Raw genomic sequence first — 24,050 nt, 5'->3', positions numbered from 1 at the left:
CCGCTACCGCCACGAGCCCGGCTCGCCGGGCAGTTCCCACCAATGCTTGCGCTGCGCCGACAGTCCAGTCGCAAAAAGTTCTTCACGGCTTTGTCCCCAGACGCCGGGCGGTGTTGTGGTCAAAACAGGAACGTTCTGCTATTGTTCGCAAATGAGCAGCGCCCCCGCCACGACCGCACCGTCGGTCGTCCGCCCGCTGACGGTCGTTTACCGACCGCTCGGCTGCCTTGTCCCCGATCCGCGCAATGCGCGCACGCATCCACGGCGCCAGGTCGACCAGATCGTCGCCTCGATCCGCGCGTTCGGGTTCACCAACCCGCTTCTCGCAGATCACGAGGGCCGCCTCATCGCAGGCCATGGCCGGCTGCTTGCCGCGAAAGGGCTGGGGCTGACCGAGGTCCCGGTGATCGAGCTCGCCGGGCTCAGCGAAGCGCAGAAGAAGGCGCTGCGCCTCGCCGACAACAAGATCGCGTTGAACGCTGGCTGGGACGTCGAGATCCTCAAGCTCGAGCTGGCCGACCTGGCGCTGCCCGAGTTCGAGATGGACCTTGCGCTGACCGGGTTCAGCTCGGGCGAGATCGACGTTGTCCTCGGCGACAAGGGCGATCCCGATGATGAACGGATACCGCCCGTGCCCGCGACGCCGCGCACGCAAGCCGGCGACATCTGGCAACTGGGCGAGCACCGCATCGGCTGCGGCGACGGCCGTGACCTTGCGTTCCTGCGCGCGGTGGTCGGCGAGGGCGAGGCGATCGACGCCGCGTTCCTCGATCCGCCCTACAACGTGAAGATCAACGGCCACGCCAATGCCAGAGGCCGTCACCGCGAGTTCGCGATGGCCTCGGGCGAGATGACCACCGAGGCGTTCCGCACCTTCCTGCGCGAGACCCTGGCTGCCTGCGAGCGCGTCTCGCGCGGCGGCGCGGTCCACTTCGTCTGCATGGACTGGCGCCACCTCGACGATGTAAGTGCTGTCGGCGGCGAGGTCTACAACGCGCTGCTCAACATCTGCGTGTGGAACAAGAGCAACGCCGGGATGGGCTCGCTCTACCGCTCGAAGCACGAGATGGTGTTCGTCTACCGGGTCGGCGACGCACCGCACACCAATGCCGTCGAGCTGGGCAGGCATGGCCGCAATCGCACCAACGTGTGGGATTACCCGTCGGTCAACTCGCTCCAGGGCAGCCGGCGCGAGGACCTTGCGCTCCATCCCACGGTCAAGCCGGTGGCGATGGTCGCCGATGCGATCTGCGACGTGACCCGCCAGGGTGAGCGTGTGCTCGATATCTTCCTTGGCTCGGGCACAAGCCTGATCGCCGCCGAGCGGGTGGGGCGCAGGTTCCGCGGGCTCGATATCGACCCCGCCTATGTCGACGTGGCGATCGCGCGGTGGGAGCGACTGACCGGGAGGACTGCGGTGCTGGTGCACCGCGCGGCCGGGGAGGCTGCGGCTTGAGCCGGTTCGCCAAGGGCCAGTCGGGCAACCCCGCCGGCCGCCCGAGGCTTCGCCGCCCGCACGTCTCGGCGTTCGATATCATCTTCGACAAGACGCTCACCGTCACCCAGGGCGGGGCCATGCGCGAGCTGTCCGTTGACGAGGCGCTGCAGCTGCAGACCTACCAGGCCGCGCTCAGGGGCAGCAGGATGGCGATCCGCAAGGTGCTCAAGATGATCCACAGGCGCGAGCTGGCACTCGCGAAGAAGACGCCGCCGCGTTCAAACCCGGTCAAGGTCAAACACCACTATGGGTCGGACAATGCGAACGAGGCGCTGCGCATCCTCGGGATCGCAAGCAATGATCCCGACTTTCCAAGTCGGATGAAGGTGCATGGCTGGGCGACGCAAGCCGCTCTCAGTCGCCCCGGGCGCAGGAAACTATCCGGCAAGGACGTCGACGACATCAAGTTCTTCACGTTCGACTCCGAGACACTGCGCTGGCCGCGCGGGAGGATTGGATGAGCGTCAGCGAGCAACCTGTGGGCTACGGCAGACCGCCAGCTGCCACGCGGTTCCGCAAGGGACAGTCCGGCAACCCGAGGGGCCGGCCGAAAAGCCGCGTCCGCGAAATGCCCTACGATGCGGTGCTCGGCCAGATGGTCACGATCCGTGAGGATGGACGCGAGCGCCGCGTGACCGCAGCCGAAGCGTTCCTGCTCCAGCTGACACAGAAGGGCCTCGCAGGGGACAGCGGGGCCGCCCGCGCATCCCTCGAAGCGATCGAGGCGGCGCGCGCTTCTCGTGGCGGGGAAATGAAGACCATCAGCGTCATCATCATGAAATCGATCAGCAGCGGTGCGGACGCGATCCTCGACCGGCTTGATCTCGCCCGCCTCAAATATCCGACCGACCAAAAGCGGGTCCGCTGGGAGATTAATCCCTGGATCGTCGAAGCGGCATTGGCGCGGCTCGGTGCTCGCCGGCTGTCACGGGAAGAACAGCAGGAGGTCTGGTCAAACGTCAGAAATCCGCTGGGTGTTGTCTGGCCTGACTGGTGGACCGAGCGAGGCTAGGTTCCGCTTTGCGCCCCAATCCCAGTCATTGAAGCTCCGTCGCCGCGTTCCTGAAAGCGGAAATTGAAGCGAGCATCGCCGAGCGTCAGGTATGTTGGACACTCCGGTCAGTCCGCTTTTCGGAACACAGATTAGTGTATAGCCGACATTCCCGGCCGCGAGCCGACGTGTCTGTTTCGGGCCTAATTTTGGTCGCTGCTGTTGGCATTTGCCCAAATCTGCCATTCCGGACCCAACCGCAGGTGCGCTGAACGGCGAATGGTCAGCTGGCCGCCAATCGTGCGTCAGGCGGCCTCCTCCATAATGCTGGCAAACTTTGGCATTGCTGCCGACGCTCCGGTCCGAGCAGCCCGCACACCGCCGGCAGATGGCATTCAGGCACACGCATTCTCGCAACCGATAAGGCCCTGAACAAACTGTCCGCGAGATCTTCGAGTGTCAGCGCGCATTGCACTTCCTGAGAGAGTAACAGATCCGTCGTGCTCATCACTTTAACTGACGGGAACTGGCTTCCGCAGAGAGCGGTCGCTTTCCGCTCATCGATCAGCGCAACCGATCCTGATCCAAGCGCATATGCAATGGTCGCGGCCTCGCCATCGTCGAGCGTTTCACTGACAGGACCAGCAACGAGGCTAAGGAAGGTTGCCTCCTCTACGGGTCCGAGCCCTACCTCATCGACCAACCCCATTTCGATCAACTCTGCAACCACGGCCGCGGTCCGTCGCCCCTTCGCTCGACCGGCGTCAAGCTCGCCGAGCGCCGTCGAAGTAATGAGGTGACGTACAGAGGAAGCTCGTAGAATGACCTCAGCGCGATCCGTTGCAACGAGATTGATCCAGACACTTGCGTCGCTCACCAGCGATGCGGCACCGTTAAGCCAGGAGCCAGGGGGACTCATCGTCGACCGCTCCTTCCGCTTCGAACTCGTCAATCATCTCGCGAGCCTCGACCCGGTCGATGTGTAAAAGCCGCGCCAGCTGTCCCTCGCTCAACAGACCCCGTCGCCAAGCTTCGCTGGCCAGCAAGCTCAATCGCATCGAGACCGGACGAGACGCATCCCCCTTTGCAGGGTCCGGCGCAATAGCGTCCCCCAATACTTCCCGAGCCTGCTCGTCAGTGATTCCGCCATGGTCCGCGAACCAGTCCCAAGTTCCCGACTTGGTGAGGCCGAGTTCCTCGAGCCGGCGCACCATGGCCTCGCGCGACACGCCAAAAGCATGCGCGAGGATGATGATATGGCGACGGGTCAATCGTGACGCCCCGGCGGTCACATCCTGAAACCGGGCAGCTACTGCCCTTGCAGGGGTCAGGAAGCAGCGTGCAAAAGCGTTGGCATAACGCTCCTCGCGTGTCGCTTCCGGCGAGTCGCTATAAAGCGCGTCGGGCGCCCGGCGTGTCGAAATGAAATGCCCGGTCTCGTGGGCGCCGGTTTGCGCCCGGCGATCCCGGGGATGTGCCGCATTGAGAAGGATGCACGCACCTGCCTCCTCGTCGAACGCGTAGAGACCAGACACTCTCGCCGGTAGCTGCCTAACGAATACGCGCGCGCCGAGCTGCACCTCCAACAGGCTGAGCATGTCGTGAATTGGCGCCATGCCCAGTCCGAGCCACTGCCTCAGTTCCGCAGCATCCTGCTCGGCTTGCAAGATCACGTTCCCGGGCAGCAGCGGCCTCTCCGGTGGATCGTTGCGCGCACGCTTGATGCCGAGCAAATTTTCAAGCTCCAGTTCGGCCTGGACCAAGCTGTTGAGAAGGGCAACCGCGCCTTCCACCTCCTGATCGTCTTCGCCTGCCTTCCGGAATCTCGGACGCAAATCGACTCTAACACCGTCCTTTCGCAACAAGACATTGAGCGAAACACGATACAGTGCGGCAAGCTTTTGAAGCTCCTCGATGCGGGCACGGCGTTGCCCCTGTTCGATCGCGACGAGCGTAGTACGTGCCACATTGAGCGCCTGCGCCGCCGCTGCCTGTGTCAGCTTTGCATTCTCGCGAGCTTCCCGCAGAAGTTCGCCAAGCGCTTTGGGTGTGAGGCCGCCGGTTACCGCGGCCATGGAGATACCTGGGCAAGCTGGGAAACAAATGACTTCGGCCCCAGACTAATTTGGAAGCCAAGCCATTCGTCGCGATGACGCGCCAAGAGATCATGAATCTTTTGTTCCCCTTCGACGGGCTCGATTGACAGGGCGTCAGAGGTCTCGCGTGCAACGCGATCAATGGTCCGACGATGGATGGGCGATCCGGCCAGTGCGGCCAGATGGTCAAGATGCAGCACGCCAGCGATGGCATGTTCGCGAAGAGCTTTGGTCATAAGGGTGAAGCCCGGTACGGCACCCGACGCAATGTCGGGAGCGGAAAGATTCTCCCAAATATAATTGGATGCAGGTTCGTCTATCTCAGCCGCGTGCATGCTAAGCCGCCGAAGCATACAGGCTGCGCAAATTCCGCACTGACGGCGCTGCTGCGCGAAACTGACTTGCCGTGAATTCTGCCAACAGGAGCGGGTGTTCGACCAGCCGGGAGGAGATGCGAGCGCACTCGCCGCCTTCACGGTTTCTCCCTTGGTCGACCAAATCCGCGGATATTCGTACCGGATTCGCTTGCCGGTGAGTACCGCGAATAGTGCTTCGATCCGGCGGGTGAACGCCGGATGCACGCGATAATCTGCGTAGGCTTGCCCCAAGCTCGCGAGGATCGGACCAAGCGCACCCTGACCGCTCTCGGTCACCACGATCCGCTCTACATTGGCGAGGGTCGCGGCGATGCCGGTGATGACCGCAAATTTGAAACCGCGCGATCGCGCGGTGGATTCGACGCGCTGTCTTGCAGCGAGCCGGACTTGATAGGGAACCGACATGAACCTTCGCTCCCGGGGATCGCGCGAGCGAGTATCAGCCCCCTTGGTCCCGAGGCGCACCCGCACGAGGCCGCCTCCTTCTTCCGCGTCAACAAGAGCCGATACGGCGCGTGAATCGATGCCGTCGCTGTACGGCATGATAATGCGATCGCGGACGTCGAAGCCCAGCGTCCCTTGACCGACGCGTGCGATGTCGTGTTCGCGCTCGACGAACGAGATCGCCCATTGGTCCCCAGTCAAAAATGTCAGTGCATCTTCCAGCGCCATGCCGACGTCATTGTCTTCCCATCGCGCGAGATCATGGACAGCGACGCGCAGATCAAAAGAGCGCGCCCAGCCCCATCTCGGACGCCGAACGCTGAGATCACAAAACTCGACGGCTCCGGCGATCACCATCAGGTCGACAAGTTCGGGCCGCCAGCCCGTGTAGAAATAGCTCTCCAGGCCTGCGGTCGACAGGCTGATCGCAGAGTCCAAAAGGGCACCGACAGCACCATCGCGCATACTGACGCCAGCCTCGACGGCGTCTATCAGTGCCGCGTCTTCGCGACTTGCGTGATAGGTTCTGGCGGTCATAGGGACACTCCAGCATCAAGATCGGTATGTGAAGCGCGGGTTCGTCGGGGCAACGGATCGCCGGTCCTCAAGAGTGCGCGGGCGAGACCCCGGAAATCGACCCGCTGATGGGCGGTTTCGAACCTGCTCCGGACGAAACGCGCATTCTGCAGGCCGTCATCGCGGCGGACATGTTCTTCCACTTGGCGATAGCTGCTCAGCAGTCGGTCGGACAGGGCATCCTCTGCTGCCCGTTGCACGGCGGCTGCCCCGGAGTGTCCCGACCTAACGGCCTCCATCGCGGTAAGAACGAAAGTCGACTCCATCGGAGAAGCGCATGTTCGCTGAAGTCCACCAAGATCATTCAGGATCTGATCGGCAAACAACGATTGCTGGCCGACGGCATTAACGATTGCGGCCACGCTACTGACGAAAGTCTGCCGTACTTCGCTACGCCAATCGGCATGCGATGCCCGGGTGACGCTATCCACGACCTCGTCTGGCGAATAGGCCTCTTTGTAGGCGCACTTAGCGGCTCGCCGCCAACGCGGCTTCATCGGCAGTGATTTATATGGACCATCACTCATGCAGAGCTCCCGCACCCTATTTGCGCCCAAGACCTGACATTGTCAACATATATGTCTAAATATCCTGACATTGACTGGGCCCGCCAGTCGCTGCGCCAGGGCGCGTCGCGTTTGAGCGGGTCTGCCGTCACGTCGAAGTTTGGTTCCGGCTGCGCCCAGCAATGGGTTGTCTGGGGCTAATTAACATCGCTGTGATTCTGGGCGCCACGATTTGGGCGCTGGTGTATCCGGCGGCCTACGGCCCGCTGCCGCCGTCGCAGCGGCATTCTCGCTCACAACCCAGACGCTCGGCATATCGCTCGGGATCGTCCGACTGGTGCTGCGCAGCCCGCGACCTACTGGCTGATGCCGGCGATCTCGAATACGCTGGGACGGCCGAGGGGGCCGCCGCGCCAGCCACCGGGGTCCCAACAGCGCCCCGGTGCTAGAAAGGAAGATAAGCGTATGGGGCATATCATCATGCCATCTTTCGCGTTCCGTACTGCGCTCAGCGAGGATGCAGGCGTGCGCTCTGGCTTCGCGCTCAGCGAAGCCGACATGCTCGCGCATTTGCCGAAGACTCACAGCTTGCGTGAAGGCCTCGAAGCCGATGTTGCGATGAGGGTGGGATCGGAAGACTACGCCGATACCGTCGGCGACCTGCTACACTCGCTCGGTGCCACCGACGAGCCCGGCATGCCGACGCTCGGCATCCGACTGATGAAGCTGATTGGGCGCGACTGGCGGGAGTTCGCGACGCTCGATGGGATGATGGCGATCGAGGCAGTCGCCAGCCATTATCTGCGTTTGCGCAACAGCAACGATGCCGAGCAGGTGGCGATTCTTGCAGAATTGAAGGGGATGGTGGCGGGCAAAGCCGGCGTCTGGGACGCGCTTCAGGAGGCGATGACCTATCATCTCGCATTTTCGCCTTTCTTCACGCGTTCGGTGACGCATGCCGACCGGATCGCGCTCGACGCGTTGTTCGCGAGCGAGCACCTTCCCGTCGAGCCCGAGCGCTATTTTGACCAGCGCTTCATCAATTACTTGGCGAGCCAGCCAGAGCGCCTAAAGGACATTCACTGGCGGCAATTCGAGGGATTGACCGCCGAGTGGTTCCAGCGCAGCGGCTACAGTGTCGAGCTCGGGCCCGGGCGCAATGACGGCAGCATCGATGTGCGGCTATGGAACGCCAACGCTGCCCCCGGCACTCCGCCGGCGGTGATGGTCCAGTGCAAGCGCCAAACGCGCAAGGTCGAACGCGTAGTGGTGAAGGCACTCTATGCCGACATGCTCGAGGAGCGTGCGGATGCGGGACTGGTGGTGACGACGAGCGACATCAGCCCGGGAGCCGCAAGCGACGTGAGCGCCCGCGCTTATCCAGTCACGACGGCGAACCGGGCACAAGTGCAGCGGTGGATCGAGGCGATGCGAAGCCCCGAAGCGGGCGTGATCGCCGGCGAATTCGAATGACGCGCCCTATCAACGCGACGAGCGCTCGCGTCAGCTTGGTCTTAAATCGGCATAATCGTTACGAGTTCCCTACGCGCCTTCGCACCTACGATCCGAGAGCCTTGGGGTCCGCCCAATCAATCCAAACCGTTCGCTCGGCATCGCGCTTAATGAAGGGCAGGTACCGGGATGTTATAAAGGCGATGGAAATGACCGCTATGTCGGCGCAAGCTGTCCGAGACATTAAGTCAAGCGAACGGCAGCTTCGCTCATGCTAGAGCCTGAAACCGGACAGGCAGAAGACGGCCCAGAATTAGTCATCCAACGGTGCGTGAATGAGCGTACGGTTTCGGAGACAGGAGAGGCGCCCGGAACGACCAACGATCCTTCGATAGCCCCGTCGATTTTGTCGAAACGACGCAGGTTTGAGAACGTCCGATCCGCCGCGTAACGAGATCGGAGTGGGCGTTCAAATTTAGGGGTGGTAGCCGAACGCCATGACTCTTGATGGCTTTATCACCTTTCTGGGCTTAGTCGCCGCGGCGTTGGCTATCGTCTCGCCGGTCACGAGGCTGCAGCTTGGCATGGCTGCTCGCCGGCTGGCGTGGTCGTCCGTCCTGTTCACCGCTGCGATCCTGTATTTTGAATTTTTCGATCTGCTGGCGCTGGGCTGCCCCGACCTTCTCGGCACAGCTTGCCCGGTGCTGACCAAGGACGGGGCGATCACCCCGCAACAAGCCGCCTTTCTGGTCGTCTTTGTCTGGTTGGTGCTGCTAGCGGAAATCCTGCGTCGGCCGAGCACATCGCTCAGTTCGCTGGTCGCGCTCGAACGGCTGGTCGCGCGGCTGGCCGAATCGGCGCGGTATGCCGAGCTGGTCGAAGTCGTTGAAAGGCCGATCGGATTCATCGACGATTGTGCTGCTGGAGAGCTTGGTTTCCAACGCCGCCGTTCGCGGTTGCTCGGAGCGCCCGCAATCCCCCGGCTGCAGATCCGCCTTGGCGGTGAAGAACTCGAGCCCAATCCGGTCCGTTCAACCGGGATCGCCACCTTCCTGACGACAGTCAAACGGACGTATGTCGCGCTCCTGCCATCCGACGCTCAGCCCCGCGAAGCAGCCGAACGCATTCTCCAGACTGTGTTGCGCTCAGGCTCCGTTGTCGACTGGATTGCCGAGCACCGACCTCACTTCGGTGCCAGATTGCTGTCGCTGCGTTCTCACAAAGTGGGGGATTTCTCCGACCGCTTCCTCGGGAATCTCATCGCCCACCCCGGCAGCGCGCTTTATGATGAAGTTCAAGACAATCAAAATCTCGACCGGTGCGGATATGTGCTCACCGGGCACAACAAAGTCCTGCGTGCTTTGCTCACCGACGCGGCACTTGCGGAACGGTTGGAGGCATACCGGCCGATCGGCGAGCATGTTTTGGGCGTGCTAAGCGCGACCAACGCGCCCGAGTATGTCACCACCTTGAACCTGCCCTTCGACAATCATTGGAACGAGCGGGGGCGCTGGCGCGACCAGACTTTTGTCGCCATCCGATATTTCGACATCCTGGTTCAGGCGTCGGCCTGCCAGAACATTCATTGGCATATGTGGCTCTATTATCTCGCTCATTTCGTGGAACGCCTCGAGACGTTCTACGAGGAACCAATCAATGATGATGGGTTTGGCGAATTCCCGACCCGGGGGGCCAGGCTGATATATGCGGCGGTCGACGCGCTGGCCGACTTTGTCGTTTTGGCAGGGAAGGTTGGGGAGGGATCGAACCATCGCGCGCCCGAGAACGATCGGGTCGATCATGAGAACGGCAACATTCCAAAGTCCGCGGCGCTTGCGCTGGGGATCTGCATGCGCACGATCATTCTGTCCGATCGCATAAGTGAGCGCGTCCAGCGGACTTTGGTCGGTGTCGCGCTCAGCCCTTTGAGCGACCCCTACCTCCGCGAAGGGCATGACCGCCTGCGCAAGGTCCTGATTGGATCCATCATCGCCGGCGGCATCGTTGGAGGCGGCGCACCCTACCTGGCGCGGTTGCGTGAGCTCTATGCGCAGAGAGATCGGCCATGGCTTGATGATCTTGACGATTTTCGGACGGCACTCGCCGCGGCCTAGTCTCGTCCCCTCGCGTGCCGCTGGGGCCACTGGGCGCGAACAAGCGGGCGGTGTGATGCACGAATGTCTGCGTCGAGACTACCACGGAACCGAGGTGAAATTCTTCCCTGAGTTTTGCTACGTGGGCTGGTAACCGAACGAACGTCTGCTTCTCGCATCCTGGCGCCCAGGAGCGGTCTGTCCGCAACCGGTCCAGGTGCTGCCAAGATATTTCGGACTGTTCGTTGGGCTTATTCGTCATCAAACAAGTTAGTAAGCGAGTTCCGCACCTCGTCCTCAACTTCATCGTCTTGAACGCGTGGGGGCGCTTCATGGGCGCAAGCCATTCACTTCAGGATGAAACGTTCGACATCGGGCAAGCAGTAGGTAGTTCCCGTTCCTCGGGTAAGAGTTTTTCTCGCAATCGGTTCATCGATCTGTTGATATAATGACTGGGCCAAGTCGCCGGCATGCAAGTGCGCCCAAATTGGCATGGGCGTTCGGCACGAAGGATCGAACCGGAGTAAGCGAACGCACAATGCCGGGCGCAACGCGTGGAAATAGCGCTTCACTGCGACCTCACCGATATCATGGACCGAGCGATCGACAATTTTTGGGCCGCTCTAGCATCTGTCGGATTAACTCCGAATTTCTTGGTGAACGATCGTGAAAAATGGCTCTGGCTGGCGAAGCCGCTGGCCGCGCTGATCTCGGCAACTGAACTGGTCGTCTCGACAAGAAGCTTGTACGCCAACTCCAGCTTCAACGCCTGGGCATGGCGTGCAATCGACGAACCGAGGTATTGCCTGAAAAGCCGGTCTAGTTGCCGGACCGAAACCCCCGCTACGACGGCCAGTTCGTCGCGTCCGAGCGGCTCCACGACGCGTGCTTCCATGGTGGCCAAAACCTTTACCAGCCCGGAATGCGTGACGCGGTAACGTTGGATGATCGAGTGGCGTTGCGAGCGCCCGGCCTGACGTTGCTCCGTCTGGATATACCAGTCGCTCACCTTGTCCGCCAGCTCGGCGCCATGGTCGCGCGCGATCAGGACCACGGCAAGATCCAGTCCGGCGATACCACCGGCACAAGTTACCCGGTTGCCATCGATGACGAAGAGACCGCGCTCGAGTCGAGGCCGGTCGAACGTTTCCAGGAAAGCCTCCTCGTGCTCCCAGTGGATAGTGCACTGCACGCCATCGAGAAGCCCGGCGCGAGCGAGAATAAAGGGGCCGCCCGATACGCCGGCGACCGTCGTTCCGAACCGGGCGGCGCGGCGCAGCGCCTGCAGCGTTGTCGCATCCCTGAACTGCGAGGGATTGCCGCCCGCACAGACGAAGAGAATGTCGGTCGCTTCCATGCCCGCGATGGCGCTATCGACCGCAAACGAAATGCCGTTCGATGCGCTGGCTGGGCTGCCAGTCGGAGAATAGTGTTTCCACACATACAGTGCCTTGCCCGAAAGGCGGTTGGCGGCGCGAAAGGGCTCGATGACCGGGGCGTAGGACATGAGCGCGAATCCGTCGATCATCAGGTAGCCTAGCCGGATCGGTCTTTCCGTGATGTCCGCTCGGGGCATGGTTATGTCGCTTTGGGGCATGATAAATCTCTATCAACGAGTAGTCAGGTCGTCGATCATGACGAAACGCTATTCCCTCCTTTCCCTCGCGCGCCAGGCGTTATCCGCGCACCGCGGATGGGAACCCGTTTGGCGCGATGCCGCGCCGCGCGAACACTATGACATCGTCGTCATCGGCGGGGGCGGGCACGGTCTTGCGACAGCCTACTACCTGGCCAAGGTGTTCGGCGAGAAGTCGGTGGCGGTGCTGGAGAAGGGCTGGATCGGCGGCGGAAATGCCGGGCGCAACACCACGATCATTCGGTCGAACTACCTGCTGCCGGGCAACATCCCATTCTACGAGCATTCGCTGAAGCTCTGGGAGGGGCTGGAGCAGGACTTCAACTACAACGCAATGGTCAGCCAGCGCGGCATTATAAACCTGTTCCATTCGGACGAGCAGCGCGATGCTCACGAAAGGCGCGGCAACGCTATGCGGCTGCACGGCGTCGATGCGGAGCTCCTCGACGCGTCTGGTGTGTGCAAGATGGCCCCGTTCCTCGATTTCGAAAACGCGCGTTTTCCGATCTTCGGCGGGCTGTTGCAGAAGCGGGCCGGCACCGTACGTCACGACGCAGTGGTCTGGGGTTTTGCCCGCGGGGCATCCGTGCTGGGCGTCGACATCATCCAGAATTGCGAAGTAACCGGCATGGAGCGTGGCGCCGGCGGGCGCGTCGTCGCCCTGGATACGACGCGGGGCCGCATCGGCGCAGGGAAAGTCGGGATGGCTGTGGCGGGCAACAGCTCGCGCGTGGCGGCACTCGCAGACCTGCGGCTGCCCATCGAAAGCCATGTCCTTCAAGCATTCGTCAGCGAAGGGCTGAAGCCGGTAATCCCCGGAGTGATTACGTTCGGGGCAGGGCATTTTTACATCAGCCAGTCGGACAAGGGCGGACTGGTCTTCGGCGGGGATCTCGACGGCTACAAGAGCTACGCCCAGCGCGGCAATCTACCCATCGTAGAGGACGTCTGCGAAGAGGCGATGGCGCTGATGCCGATGGTCGGTCGCGCCCGGCTCCTGCGCTCGTGGGGCGGCATCATGGACATGACGATGGACGGATCGCCCATCATGGACCGTACGCCCGTCCCTGGACTCTATCTCAACGGCGGCTGGTGTTACGGGGGGTTCAAGGCGACGCCCGCGTCGGGCTGGTGCTTTGCCCACCTCCTTTCCCGTGACGAACCGCATCCTGTAACCGCCAGTTACCGGCTCGATCGTTTCGCGACGGGCCGGCTCATCGACGAAAAGGGCTCCGGCCCGCAACCGAACCTGCAGTGAGGGGCGCAAGATGATCATCGATTGTCCCCATTGCGGCGCCCGCGACAGCGGCGAATTCCACATGCGCGGCGAAGCGACTGGGTCGCGTCCGGCCTATGCGGACGGGCCGGACGCCTTCGCGGGATATGTCTACGACCGGGCCAATCTCGCCGGCGTGCAGCGCGAGCACTGGTATCATGCCGCAGGCTGCCGATCGTGGCTGGTGGTGGAGCGCGACACCCGCAGTCATGTCGTGGCCTCGGTTACCGCCGCCCGAAAGGGCGGGGCATGACCCGTGCGCCACACGGCGGTCTTGTCGACCGAGCTCGCCCGATCGCTTTCAGCTTCGACGGACGCCCGATGCAGGGATACTCCGGCGACACACTTGCATCCGCGCTGATCGCCAACGGCGTGAAGATCGTCGGCCGCTCGTTCAAGTATCACCGACCACGCGGCATCCTTACCGACGGAGCCGACGAGCCGAACGCGCTGTTGACCCTGCATCGCGGCGCCCGTGCCTTGCCGAACAGCAAGGCGCCGGTGGTCGAGCTGGTCGATGGCATGGAAGCGTTTAGCCAGAATTGCTGGCCCAGTCCCCGCTTCGACCTGATGGCCATCAACGGCCTTTTCTCGCCGATTTTCGTCGCGGGTTTTTACTACAAGACATTCATGTGGCCGGCTGCGTTTTGGGAACGCATCTACGAGCCGTTGATCCGCCGCGCCGCCGGTCTCGGCAAGCTGAGCGACCAGCCGGACCCCGACACTTACGATCGCAGCCACGCTTTTGCTGATCTCCTCGTGATAGGGGCCGGTGTGGCGGGCCTGACGGCAGCGCTCGAAGCGGCAAGGATGGGGCAGCGCGTCATTCTGGTCGAGCAGGATGCGGAGCTGGGCGGACGCCTGTTGTCCGAGCGCGGCGATGTGGGAGGCAAGCCCGGCGTAGCATGGGCGAAAGATGCAACGGCCGAACTCGCCGGCCTCAGCAACGTAACGATGCTGAATCGAACTTCGCTGTTTGGAGCCTACGACGGGCGCAGTTACGGCGCGGTCGAGCGGGTGAGCGAACATCTGTCGCAAGCCGTCAGCGGCATGCCCCGCCAGCGCTACTGGAAGATCGTGGCCGATCACGCGGTGTTCGCCACCGGCGCAACCGAGCGTCCCATCGCATTCGCCGGCAACGATCGGCCCGGCGTCATGATGGCGTCCGCCGTACAGACTTACGTCAACCGCTATGCGGCCCTCCCCGGCCAGCGCGCCGCCGTTTTCGCCCAGTGCGACAGCGCTTACGCCACTGCCGCCGACCTCGTTGCCGCCGGCGTCGAGGTGGTCGCCATCGTTGACCCGCGCCCAGATGCCGGCCAAGTCGAGAGGTCTATTGCCCCTATCATTCGGGGCGAAGTCGTACGCACGCATGGCAAGTGCCTGAAGGCGATGACCGTGCGGCGCCCCGATGGATCGACGCACAAGCTCAAGGTCGACCTGCTAGCGGTCGCGGGCGGATGGAACCCGAATATCGGGTTCGCCAGCCACCTCGGTCAGCGGCCTACCTGGTCGGACCAATTGCAAGCCTTTGTGCAAGATGCGCCGCCCGAGGGGATGCATTTTATCGGCGCAGCGGCTGGCCGCAATTCGGTCGACGCGGCTATGATCGACGCGCGCGCGGCGGTGGCCGCTCTGTGCCGCGGTGTGGGCATAGCCCGGGCCACCCACACGGACCGGCTCGCTGCGCCGCTGGTCGTTTCCGGCAGTGACAAGAAAGCGTTCGTCGATTTTCAGCACGATGTCACCGTTTCCGACGTCGTCCTGGCCCAGCAGGAGGGCTATGCTTCTGTCGAGCACCTGAAGCGTTATACCACGTTGGGCATGGCGACCGATCAGGGCAAGATCGGGCAAGTGCTGGGCCACGCCCTGCTGGCACGCCTAAGGGGCAAGGACATCTCCGCCGTCGGTACCATCGCGGCCCGCCCGCCGCACACGCCCGTCGCGATTGGCGCGCTGGCCGGCATCCATCGCGGCGAGCACCTCAAGCCGACGCGCCTCACGCCGACGCACGACTGGGCCGTCTCGCAAGGCGCCAGTTTCATTAATGCCGGGCTGTGGAAGAGGGCGCAGTGGTACACCCGCCCGGGCGACGCCGACTGGCTAGCCAGCGCGGTGCGCGAGGCGAAGGCGGTGCGATCGGCGGTTGGCATTTGCGACGTTTCGACACTCGGAAAGATCGAGATCGCTGGCTCCGACGCAACGCTGCTGCTCGAGCGGCTTTATTGCAATGCGATGGCTAGCCTGGCTGTCGGCAAGGTCCGCTACGGTGTGATGTTGCGCGAGGATGGCTTCGTCTTCGATGACGGCACCGTCGCCCGTATCTCCGCGGATCGATATGTCATCTCCACCACGACCGCCAACGCGATCGCGGTGATGCGGCACATCGATTACGCGCTGCAGGTCATCTGGCCCGATCTCGATGCGCAAGCATGTTCGATCACCGAGAACTGGGCGCAGGTCGCAGTGGCCGGGCCGAATTCGCGCACTCTGCTGCAGCGGCTGTTGCCCGACATCGACCTTTGCAACGAGGCATTCCCATTCATGGGCGCACTCGAAGGCCGGTGGGCAGGGGCGCCGATGCGGCTGTTCCGAATCTCGTTTTCGGGTGAACTTGCCTACGAAATCGCAGTCCCGGCCGGTCTTGGCGACGCGCTCACCCGCCGGCTTATGGATCTCGGGCGCGATCTCGGCTGCACGCCATACGGGCTCGAGGCGTTGGGGATCCTGCGCATCGAAAAGGGCCACGCCGCAGGCGGCGAGCTGAACGGGCAGATCACTGCCGGTGACCTCGGCCTTGGGCGGATAGTGTCGAAAAAGAAGGACTTCATCGGACGGGCGCTGGCCGAACGCGCTGCGCTGCTCGATCCCGACCGGCAGGTGCTCGTCGGCCTTGCTCCGCTCGACCCGGCTGCCAGGGTGACCGGCGGATCGCACATTCTGCCACGCGGCGTGCCGGTCACGGCCGCGCATGACGACGGCCATGTCACTTCGGTCGCGTTCTCGCCGACCCTCAATCGGTGGATCGCGCTTGGCTTTCTTGCGCGGGGGGCGGAGCGTATCGGCGAGGTCGTCAATGTCGCTTCACCGGTTCGCGGAACCAGCATGGACATGATCGTGTCGAGCGCCATTTTCGTCGATCCGGAAGGGGAGAGACTGCGTGGCTAACCTGACGATCGGAGCATTTTCCCGTTATGTCGCGAAGCTCCCGGCGGCGGTCCATCCGACATTGACCCTTACCGAATGGACCGAGGTATCTGCTTGCCACGTCATTGCTTTACAGGCTCGCGCCGAAGCGACCGCAGCCGTGCTGGGCGCCCTTCCCCGTGACGCGCATATTCTGCACACCGGCATCGGCCAATGGCTGGTCATCGTGAAAGGCGGCGGCGTCGTCGACCTCACTTCGCGCCTGCACGGTCTCGCCAAGACTTTCGACCAGTCGGCCGCATCGGGCATACTGGAGTTCGAAGGCCACGATGCTCTCCGACTGCTGCAAAAGGGTGTCTTCGTCGATCTTACGCGCACACTCGACATGGACGGAAGTTGCCTAGTCAGCGTGATCGCGCATGTCCCGGTTACCATGTGGCGCATTTCGTCGGACCGGTTCGGCATCGCCGTGCCGCGCAGCTATGTGGGCAGTTTCTGGCACTGGCTCGAGGCCAGTGCTGCGGCCGATGCGATGACGCTCTCGACGCTTAACTGAAACACTCAATTCTTCGGAAAAGTTGACACGATGACTGAAAAATACGTCCTCACCATGTCGTGCGGCAACCGGCGCGGCATCGTTTCGCGCATTTCCGCGGCGATCTTCCACCGCGACGGCGACATCGTCGAAGCCGACCAGTTCGACGATCCGGAAACCGGCCTGTTCTTCATGCGGATCGTCTTCGCGCTTCCCGTCACGATGGGCGAGCCGCTGGGCCAGGATATGGCGATCATCGCTCGCGACCTCGACATGACGTGGCAGCTTCACCGGATGAGCGCGAAGAAACGGGTCCTGCTGATGGTGTCGAAATTCGACCACTGCCTTGTCGACTTGCTCTATCGCTGGCGAATAGGCGAACTGCACATGAACATCACTGGCATCGTGTCGAACCACTCGCGCGAATGCTTCGACACCGACTTCGGCGACATTCCCTTCCATCACCTGCCGGTCACCATAGACACGAAGCCGGAGCAGGAAGCCGCGATCCGTCAACTGGTCGCGGAAACTCGAACCGACCTCGTCGTGCTCGCGCGCTACATGCAAATCCTGTCAGACGAGATGGCGGGCTTCCTCAGCGGTCGCTGCATCAATATCCACCATTCGTTCCTGCCGGGGTTCAAGGGCGCCAAGCCTTATCACCAGGCGCACCTGCGCGGAGTGAAGCTGATCGGCGCGACCGCGCACTACGTGACGTCGGACCTCGACGAAGGGCCGATCATCGAGCAGGATGTCGAACGCATCAGCCATGCCGATACTCCGGAAGATCTCGTTAGGAAGGGCCGCGACATAGAACGCCGCGTGCTTTCTCGGGCAATCGGCTTCCATCTCGAAGGACGTGCGCTGATGAACGGCGGCAAGACGGTCGTTTTCCGGGACTGATGCGGTGGCCGCCGAAGTTATCGATGGCGCCGCGTTCGCCCGCGACCTGACCCGGGAACTGACAGCAAAGGTTGCCGACCTCGCGTCTCAAGGCACCGTTCCTCAACTTGCGGTCATCCTTGTCGGCGAGGATCCGGCCAGCCAGACTTACGTGCGCAGCAAGATTCGCGCCGCTCGATCGGTCGGCATCCGCTCGGTCGAACATCGGCTCGACGCGGCAATCGCCCAGGATGACCTCCTGGCGCTGATCGTCCGGCTCAATTCCGATGCGGAAACTGATGGTATCCTAATCCAGCTGCCGCTGCCGCCGCAGATCGACGTGACGAAGGTCATCCGCGCTATCGATCCGGCCAAGGACGTGGACGGTTTCCATCCCAACAATGTCGGCCAACGGGTAACGGGGGCGGGCGGCATCGTGCCGTGCACCCCTAAGGGCGTAATGCTCTTGATCAGATCGGTCGTAGCGAACGTAGAGGGGCTGGACGCGCTCGTCATCGGCGCATCGAACATCGTGGGCAAGCCGATGGCGGACCTCCTGCTGACAGCAGGATGCACGGTGACAACGGCGCATATCAAGTCGGTCGGGCTGCCGGGCATATGCCGTCGCGCCGACATTGTCGTCGTCGCCGTTGGCAAGGCCGGGCTGGTGCGCGCGGACTGGATCAAGCCGGGCGCCATCGTCATCGACGTGGGCATCAACCGCGTCATTTCGCCTTGCGGGCAAAGCCGTCTCGTCGGTGATGTCGCGTTTCAGGAAGCGGTCGGCGTTGCGGGGGCGATAACGCCGGTGCCGGGCGGGGTCGGCCCCATGACCATTGCGTGCCTGATGATCAATACGGTCCACGCCGCCATCGAGCGGCGCGGGCTGAAGCCGGTGCTCAGCGCGGTGATCTCTGCGCGTTGAAAAAGTCGACCTCGGCCTGGGGGACCAGCCGGGGGCGTTCGTTGCGCAGCAGCAGAAGCAGCCTTGCTGTTTGCTCCAGTTCCTCGATCGCGTAGCCCGCTTCGAAAAGCGTGTCGCCGGCCACCACCGGTCCGTGGTTCGCCAGAAGCACTGCCGAATAGACCCCGTTCAGGTCTGCAACGGCATCGCCCATCGCCGGATCGCCGGGCCGGAAATAGGGGAGCAGCGCGGTCCGACCCACTTTCATCAGTTGGTAGGCGGTGAACGGGGGCAGGGCATCGCCGGGATCGATGTCGGGGAGCATCGAGACGGCCACGCTGTGCGTCGAATGAAGGTGCACGACGGCCCCGCTGCCGCCACGGGTGCGGTATAGAGCTTCGTGCAGGGCGACCTCCTTGGTCGGAGACGGTCCGTCGACGAGGCGGCCCGTTGCATCGAGGCGAGCCAGCGCTGCAGGATCGAGCGTCCCCAGTGATACGTTAGTGGGCGTCACCAGAAATCCGCCATTGTCCAGCCGGGCGCTGATGTTGCCGGACGCGCCGTGCGTGTAGCCACGTTCGACCAGCGAGCGGCCCAGATCGCAGATCGCGTCCCTCAACCGGGCTTCGTTCATGAACATGGCTCCATCGCGGCTACGGCCTCGTGCAGGAAATTCTCCGATCCGAAGTTGCCCGATTTCAGCGCGAATGTCTGGGTCTCGCTGGCCAGCAGGGGAACCCCCGGCGCGATCATTTTGCCGACCTGCAGCGGGCCCGGGCGCAAGGCTTCTACTACGCCACCCGACGTTTCGCCGCCAGCCACCACGAATTTGGTAATCCCTCGCGCCGCAGCCCTGGTCGCCAGCTTGGCCAGAAGATTCTCGACTGCGTGGGCCGCCCTGTTAGCACCATCGTCAGCGATGAAAGTTCGCGAATGTTCCGGTGGTGCCGTCGAATAGGCCAGTGGCGCGTCTGCGGCATAGCGCCTAAGAAAATCGTCGACTTCATCCACCACCGGGCATCCCTCCAGAAGACGGCTCACGTCCACCGCGATAGCCGGACGTGAGGCGCGGTAGGATGCCACTTGCGCATTCGATGCAACCGAACAACTGCCCGAAAGCAGGATCGTCGGGCCAGGACGAGCTAGATTGGGTAAGGCGGCATCGCCAATCAGCTCGCGTTCGCGGAAATTTGCGGGCAATCCCATGCCGATCGCCGAACCCCCGGTAATCAGCGGCGCATCGGCGACGGCGCGGGCAATGATGCGCAGATCGTCGTCGGACACCGCGTCGGTGACCACCAGCCCGGTCGCACCTGCCAGTTCGGCTGCCAATCCGGCGGCCCGCACGCGCTGCAGCGGAATGTGCCTCACTGGCAGCGAGGTCTGCGGTGCCAGCCAGCGGCGAATATCGCTGTCAGTCATTGGCGTCAGCGGATGATCTCGCATGCCGCTTTCTGCCAGCGGAACGTCGCCGACGAAAAGATTGCCCTGATAAACCGTCCGGCCGTTCGCGGGGAAAGCGGGGCAGACGATGGCTGTCGCGACGCCAAGCCGGGCCGCCAGCGCTTCGGCGACAGGTCCGATATTGCCCCGCGGGGTCGAATCGAAAGTCGAGCAATACTTGAAAACGATCTGCCGGCAGCCCGCAGCCAGCAACGGCACAAGCGCGGCGAGCGACTTTGCGACCGCATGTTCGACCGAGATCGAACGGGTCTTCAACGCGACCACGCCGGCCTCGCAGTCCCTGCTTCCGATGTCGTCGATGCTGGTGAACAGGCTCGTCCGCATGCCTTCGGCAGCGATCAGCCCGGCGATGTCACCCGCGCCGGTGAAATCGTCAGCGATGCAGCCAAGGATCATGCCACGTAGTCCGGAAAGAGCCGGTACAGATGCGCAGCGAGGACGGCGGGTGCCTCGAGAGGTACGTAATGGCCGACGCCGTCCAGGACCGTCAGCGTGGAATCGGGTCCCGAAGCGGCCTGTTCGTACCGGTCGCGAGGGCAGAGTCCGTCGGCCGATCCCGCGATGACGTGGATCGGCACGCGCGCTCGCGCGGCGAATGCACGCAGGTCCGGGCGGTTAATGTTCATCTCTGTCTGCAGGGCGTGCCGCTCATGACCGACCGCTTCGGCCATTTCCACGATGAGAGAACGCAGAGCGGTATTCGTCCGGTGTTGCGGGCCCAGCATTCGGTCCCATTCTTCCGCGAAGACGGCATTGAACCCGCTTTCCCGTCCCCGCGTCACGCGGTCGCGGCGGCTGATCGCGTTTTCGGATGCATCGGGAAAGGCATTGCCGCTGATGAGGACGATGCCACGAAATCGCTCGGGCGCAAGCCTGGCCATTTCGAGCAGGACCCACGAACCAAGCGAGAAGGCAACGCCGAGCGTCTCCGGCTCGACGGTCCCTACGAGATGCCGTGCCGCGTCGGTGGCATCACCGTACGTCGCAATATTGTTAATCCGCGCGCCCTCTAAGCTGTGCTGCAGGAGGCCGAAGACCCGTGCGTCGCACAGCGTGCCGGGCAGGAAGACGGCGCGTCCGGTCACTGGCGCGCCTGTTTTACGGCACTCGCCATCGCGACGCGCAGCAAGGCTGCGTCATTGCCGGGCGTGACCAGATCGAAGCCCTGTGCGATCCGCATCGACGCTGCCTCACCGTTGCTGCAGAAGATCCCGCTGATCAGGCCAACCTCGTCGGTCCTGGCCCTGACGAGTTCGATGGCTTCGGCAACCGGACCGCTCTCGGGTTCGTTGAGCGGACGATGCCCCAGCGCCAGGCCGAGATCGTTGGGCCCGACATAAATACCGTCCAAACCTTCGACCGCAAGGATCGCGTCCAAATTAGCCAGGCCCTGGCGAGTTTCAATCATGGCGAGGACCAAGATTTCGTCGTTGGCATGGTCAAGATAGTCCGCGCCGCCATAAAGCATTCCGCGAGCCGGACCGAACGAACGGTCGCCCGCCGGCGGATAGCGGCAGGCAGCAACGAGCCGTGCGGCATCCTCGGCCGTTGAGATCATGGGGCAGATGATGCCGTAGCTCCCAGCATCGAGGAAGCGCATGATCTCGGCGGCATTGAGGCCGGAGGGTCGCACCAAAGGGATGGCTGGCGTGCTCGACACAGCCTGCAGCATCGCGATCGCGGTGTCGAAGCCGATCATGCCGTGCTGGCAGTCGATTGTGGCGGCGTCGAAGCCCTGGTGCGCGATCGCCTCGGCAGCGTAGGCCGCGCCAATGGAAAGCCACGCGTTGACGATGGGCTTGTCTTCGGCCTTCAGCCTGCGAAGTGCGTTGGGGCGCATATCAGGCTGTCGGCAGGAGATGCGCTGGCGCTATATAACCGTTGGGATCGAGCCCCACGCCGGCGGCCATCGCCGCGGCGACGATGTCTGGCGACCACTCGATGTCGGGCCTTGCGTCGCCCGCAGTCGTCAGGGTGAAGAGCGCTTCCTCGTCGCCGACGGAACGGAACGTACGCCATGTGTTCGCGGGAACCGAGAAGGTCGACCATGGTTCCGCGACGGCGCTGGTCGCGTCTGCGCCATCGCCCAGTTGGATCTCGAGCTTGCCTTGGCGGACAATAAGTACCTGCTTGGGCGCGATGCGATAGGTGCCGATAATGTTCCCCGCGGGAAGGCGGACATATTCGAGCATGAAGCCGTGCGGATCAGAGATCGGTGCGACGGCATTGCGGTCCTCCGTCATGCCGGCGCCGATGACCGGAGCGACAAAAGAAGCATGACCTGCGAGCCCGCTGTCGAGCAAGGGGGCGTCGGACCATGCAAGATCCTCGAAACGCACCACGCGGCGAGCCATCTCGCTTGGCGTGGGGCGACGCATGGCGGCGATGTCGGCGGGACTCAGCGGCTGGATCAGACCGGCATCGGCGGGCTTCGCCTTACCTTCCGCAGTGTCGACCATCATGTTGTCGCGCGTGAGGTAGAGACCCTGATCGGCAGCGAGCTCGAGTATCGAGGGGTGCCAGACCACGCCACCGCTGTTGTCACGGCCGAGAAGGGTGAAGATCCAGCTATCGTCGGGCCCGACATTGGTAAACCCGCGGAACATCCAGGTCGGCATAGACAGGACATCCCCCTCGCGGCCGGTGATCTCGCCATCGTTTCCTTCCGGCCCCCAGCGGAACAACCATTCGCCGCGATAGATCATAAATACTTCGGCCGTGTAGTGCATGTGGAGGTTGTTGGTGACGCCATTCGGCATCGCCGCCACGCCCAGCGCGAAACCATGCGGTTCGGCAAGGTTCACAAACTGCTCGCGCGATTGGGTCACCCCGGCACCGATGATGGAATAGTTAACCTTCCGGTCCGAGCCGGGAATCTTGCAGTCAATAAAGGCAAGCGTGCAGGGAACCAGATCCTCGAGGCGGATGAGGCGATCGGACGCGGTGAATCTATTATTAGGCATCGGTTTTCAGCTTTCGAGATCTCTTGCGAGGGTCGCGCGGCCATATCAGTGCATCCGAATGCAATCAAGAGGCGCATTTCAGGTCATTTTCGATGCAGGAATCGTGCATCGGCTTTGCTATGGGTTGGTCATGATCAAGCCTGACACCGCTGTGCGTGCCGACCTCCCGGTAACTTTGACGGATGCGCAGGCGATTGGCCGGATCGTCACCTCCTACGACGTGGCGAAATTCGCCGGCGTATCGCAGTCGGCCGTCTCGCGCTGCTTCACCCCGGGCAAAAGCGTATCCGAACGGATGCGGACCAAGATCTTGCGGGCGGCGAACGAACTTGGTTACCAGCCGAACGCCATTGCACGGATGCTTATTACCAAGCGTTCCAACCTGATCGCGGTCATCGTGTCCAACCTTAGCGTGAACCCGGATTTCACTTCCATTCTCAGCCAGCACATGATCGAGCGCGGGCTGAACCTGCTGTTCTTTACGCTGGACCAGGATGCGGACGCGGACCGTGCGATCGAGCAGCTCTGGCAATACCGTGTCGACGGCGTCATTTCGGCGGCGGAACTTTCGATCGACCAGATCCGAGTATTGCGGGAGCGCGGAATTCCGTTGGTTTTCATTAACAGGCTCTACGACGTGATGGGCGCAAACAGCGTTGGTTGTGACCACGCCGAGGGCGAAGGATGGCTGATCGAGAAACTGGTTGCGGCGGGGCATTCCCGGTTTGGCATTGTCGCGGGGCCGGAGGCTTCCGTGGTCAGCCGGATGCGGCTGAGGGGCGCGGTGGATAGGCTGGAGGCGCTGGGGTGTGCTGCGCCGCAAGTCGTACACAGCGACTTTACCTATGCCGGCGGGCGTGGAGCGATGCGTGCTCTGTGCGGCGGCAAGAAGCGCCCGGATGCAATCGTCTGCGCCAATGACCTCATGGCGGTCGGCTGCATTGACGAGGCGCGGTTGGCGCTGTCGCTCAAGGTGCCTGAAGACGTCTCCGTCGTGGGCTTTGACGGCTTCGCTCCCGGCCAGTGGGGCGGCTATCGGCTCACAACTGTCCGCCAGCCCGTGGCCGCAATGGCAAGGGCGGCGGTCGATATGCTGGTTGCCCGAATCGAGGATCCTTCGATGGCAACCGAAAAGCGGGTTTTTTCGGGCGAATTGATCGAAGGCGGCAGTGCTCGCAGTGAATTGGCTTGACCAAAATCTGCATCCGCT

The 24,050-nt window shown here is 62.9% G+C and carries 23 protein-coding genes; 13 read left to right on the top strand and 10 right to left on the bottom strand.

Annotation, left to right across the window (positions count from 1 at the left end):
- Window positions 1-151 precede the first annotated feature (151 nt).
- Genes ACFO0A_RS13060 through ACFO0A_RS13050 form a run of 3 tightly spaced genes read left to right on the top strand, consistent with a single transcriptional unit; the run spans window position 152 to window position 2,510 of the window.
- Window positions 152-1,456, top strand: a complete 1,305-nt coding sequence (locus ACFO0A_RS13060; RefSeq protein WP_379539439.1) for a site-specific DNA-methyltransferase — start codon at window positions 152-154, stop codon at window positions 1,454-1,456.
- A complete protein-coding gene (locus tag ACFO0A_RS13055) occupies window positions 1,453-1,959 on the top strand; it encodes a DUF5681 domain-containing protein (protein ID WP_379539438.1) in 507 nt (168 codons plus the stop codon). The genes ACFO0A_RS13060 and ACFO0A_RS13055 overlap by 4 nt, the downstream gene beginning before the upstream one ends.
- Window positions 1,956-2,510 (top strand): DUF5681 domain-containing protein, encoded by a 555-nt coding sequence (locus ACFO0A_RS13050; protein ID WP_379539437.1) that lies wholly within the window; start codon window positions 1,956-1,958, stop codon window positions 2,508-2,510. The genes ACFO0A_RS13055 and ACFO0A_RS13050 overlap by 4 nt, the downstream gene beginning before the upstream one ends.
- A gap of 262 nt (window positions 2,511-2,772) precedes the next feature.
- Here ACFO0A_RS13050 and ACFO0A_RS13045 read toward each other — a convergent pair whose 3' ends face one another.
- Genes ACFO0A_RS13045 through ACFO0A_RS13035 form a run of 3 tightly spaced genes read right to left on the bottom strand, consistent with a single transcriptional unit; the run spans window position 2,773 to window position 5,943 of the window.
- Window positions 2,773-3,408 carry a PIN domain-containing protein gene (locus tag ACFO0A_RS13045; RefSeq protein WP_379539436.1) on the bottom strand — a complete coding sequence of 212 codons (636 nt, stop codon included), beginning with the start codon at window positions 3,406-3,408 and terminating at the stop codon, window positions 2,773-2,775.
- Window positions 3,383-4,564, bottom strand: coding sequence for a helix-turn-helix domain-containing protein (locus tag ACFO0A_RS13040; protein ID WP_379539435.1), 1,182 nt, complete (start codon window positions 4,562-4,564; stop codon window positions 3,383-3,385). The genes ACFO0A_RS13045 and ACFO0A_RS13040 overlap by 26 nt, the downstream gene beginning before the upstream one ends.
- Entirely contained in the window at window positions 4,552-5,943 is a 1,392-nt protein-coding gene (locus tag ACFO0A_RS13035) for a 7-cyano-7-deazaguanine synthase (protein ID WP_379539434.1), read from the bottom strand. Before ACFO0A_RS13035 ends, ACFO0A_RS13040 begins: the two co-directional genes overlap by 13 nt.
- 107 nt (window positions 5,944-6,050) lie before the next feature.
- On the opposite strand from ACFO0A_RS13035, the gene ACFO0A_RS13030 reads away from it, so the two are divergent.
- The 3 genes from ACFO0A_RS13030 to ACFO0A_RS13020 all read left to right on the top strand — a co-directional run bounded on the left by ACFO0A_RS13030 (window position 6,051) and on the right by ACFO0A_RS13020 (window position 10,054).
- Window positions 6,051-6,488, top strand: a complete 438-nt coding sequence (locus ACFO0A_RS13030; protein WP_379539433.1) for a hypothetical protein — start codon at window positions 6,051-6,053, stop codon at window positions 6,486-6,488.
- A gap of 480 nt (window positions 6,489-6,968) precedes the next feature.
- Window positions 6,969-7,961, top strand: a complete 993-nt coding sequence (locus ACFO0A_RS13025; RefSeq protein WP_379539432.1) for a restriction endonuclease — start codon at window positions 6,969-6,971, stop codon at window positions 7,959-7,961.
- A gap of 476 nt (window positions 7,962-8,437) precedes the next feature.
- Window positions 8,438-10,054, top strand: a complete 1,617-nt coding sequence (locus ACFO0A_RS13020; RefSeq protein WP_379539431.1) for a hypothetical protein — start codon at window positions 8,438-8,440, stop codon at window positions 10,052-10,054.
- A gap of 326 nt (window positions 10,055-10,380) precedes the next feature.
- Here the strand turns inward: ACFO0A_RS13020 and ACFO0A_RS13015 are convergent, their stop codons facing one another.
- Together ACFO0A_RS13015 and ACFO0A_RS13010 are read right to left on the bottom strand one after the other, a co-directional pair.
- Entirely contained in the window at window positions 10,381-10,605 is a 225-nt protein-coding gene (locus tag ACFO0A_RS13015; protein ID WP_379539430.1) for a hypothetical protein, read from the bottom strand.
- Window positions 10,602-11,561, bottom strand: a complete 960-nt coding sequence (locus tag ACFO0A_RS13010) for a GlxA family transcriptional regulator (RefSeq protein WP_379539429.1) — start codon at window positions 11,559-11,561, stop codon at window positions 10,602-10,604. Before ACFO0A_RS13010 ends, ACFO0A_RS13015 begins: the two co-directional genes overlap by 4 nt.
- Before the next feature lie 106 nt (window positions 11,562-11,667).
- Between ACFO0A_RS13010 and ACFO0A_RS13005 the strand changes: the two genes are divergently transcribed.
- From ACFO0A_RS13005 to ACFO0A_RS12980, 6 genes are read left to right on the top strand one after another with little or no spacing between them, the layout of a single operon-like run.
- Window positions 11,668-12,927 (top strand): sarcosine oxidase subunit beta family protein, encoded by a 1,260-nt coding sequence (locus ACFO0A_RS13005; RefSeq protein ID WP_379539428.1) that lies wholly within the window; start codon window positions 11,668-11,670, stop codon window positions 12,925-12,927.
- Window positions 12,928-12,937: 10 nt separating this feature from the next.
- Entirely contained in the window at window positions 12,938-13,198 is a 261-nt protein-coding gene (locus tag ACFO0A_RS13000) for a sarcosine oxidase subunit delta (RefSeq protein ID WP_379539427.1), read from the top strand.
- On the top strand, window positions 13,195-16,113 hold the full coding sequence (locus tag ACFO0A_RS12995) for a sarcosine oxidase subunit alpha family protein (protein WP_379539426.1): 2,919 nt from the start codon (window positions 13,195-13,197) through the stop codon (window positions 16,111-16,113). The genes ACFO0A_RS13000 and ACFO0A_RS12995 overlap by 4 nt, the downstream gene beginning before the upstream one ends.
- On the top strand, window positions 16,106-16,648 hold the full coding sequence (locus ACFO0A_RS12990) for a hypothetical protein (protein WP_379539425.1): 543 nt from the start codon (window positions 16,106-16,108) through the stop codon (window positions 16,646-16,648). Before ACFO0A_RS12995 ends, ACFO0A_RS12990 begins: the two co-directional genes overlap by 8 nt.
- Window positions 16,649-16,678: 30 nt before the next feature.
- Window positions 16,679-17,530 carry a formyltetrahydrofolate deformylase gene (gene purU / locus ACFO0A_RS12985; protein ID WP_379539424.1) on the top strand — a complete coding sequence of 284 codons (852 nt, stop codon included), beginning with the start codon at window positions 16,679-16,681 and terminating at the stop codon, window positions 17,528-17,530.
- A 4-nt stretch (window positions 17,531-17,534) separates the two neighbouring features.
- Window positions 17,535-18,434 (top strand): bifunctional 5,10-methylenetetrahydrofolate dehydrogenase/5,10-methenyltetrahydrofolate cyclohydrolase, encoded by a 900-nt coding sequence (locus ACFO0A_RS12980; protein ID WP_379539423.1) that lies wholly within the window; start codon window positions 17,535-17,537, stop codon window positions 18,432-18,434.
- Here the strand turns inward: ACFO0A_RS12980 and otnC are convergent.
- The 5 genes from otnC to ACFO0A_RS12955 are packed head-to-tail and all read right to left on the bottom strand — an operon-like array spanning window position 18,409 to window position 22,840.
- Window positions 18,409-19,047, bottom strand: a complete 639-nt coding sequence (gene otnC / locus ACFO0A_RS12975) for a 3-oxo-tetronate 4-phosphate decarboxylase (protein ID WP_379539422.1) — start codon at window positions 19,045-19,047, stop codon at window positions 18,409-18,411. The genes ACFO0A_RS12980 and otnC overlap by 26 nt on opposite strands.
- On the bottom strand, window positions 19,044-20,273 hold the full coding sequence (gene otnK, locus ACFO0A_RS12970; protein ID WP_417600931.1) for a 3-oxo-tetronate kinase: 1,230 nt from the start codon (window positions 20,271-20,273) through the stop codon (window positions 19,044-19,046). Before otnK ends, otnC begins: the two co-directional genes overlap by 4 nt.
- Window positions 20,270-20,962, bottom strand: coding sequence for an alpha/beta fold hydrolase (locus ACFO0A_RS12965; RefSeq protein WP_379539421.1), 693 nt, complete (start codon window positions 20,960-20,962; stop codon window positions 20,270-20,272). Before ACFO0A_RS12965 ends, otnK begins: the two co-directional genes overlap by 4 nt.
- Window positions 20,959-21,717 (bottom strand): HpcH/HpaI aldolase family protein, encoded by a 759-nt coding sequence (locus tag ACFO0A_RS12960; RefSeq protein WP_379539420.1) that lies wholly within the window; start codon window positions 21,715-21,717, stop codon window positions 20,959-20,961. Before ACFO0A_RS12960 ends, ACFO0A_RS12965 begins: the two co-directional genes overlap by 4 nt.
- Before the next feature lies 1 nt (window position 21,718).
- Window positions 21,719-22,840 (bottom strand): cupin domain-containing protein, encoded by a 1,122-nt coding sequence (locus ACFO0A_RS12955; protein ID WP_379539419.1) that lies wholly within the window; start codon window positions 22,838-22,840, stop codon window positions 21,719-21,721.
- Between the two features lie 58 nt (window positions 22,841-22,898).
- Between ACFO0A_RS12955 and ACFO0A_RS12950 the strand changes: the two genes are divergently transcribed.
- Window positions 22,899-24,032: a LacI family DNA-binding transcriptional regulator gene (locus ACFO0A_RS12950; protein ID WP_379539418.1), complete on the top strand. Its 1,134-nt coding sequence runs from the start codon at window positions 22,899-22,901 to the stop codon at window positions 24,030-24,032.
- The last annotated feature ends 18 nt before the right edge of the window (window positions 24,033-24,050 follow it).

Source organism: Novosphingobium tardum, from assembly GCF_042652045.1.
Taxonomy (GTDB): domain Bacteria; phylum Pseudomonadota; class Alphaproteobacteria; order Sphingomonadales; family Sphingomonadaceae; genus Novosphingobium; species Novosphingobium tardum.
This window is presented reverse-complemented; position numbering and strand designations above follow the sequence as displayed.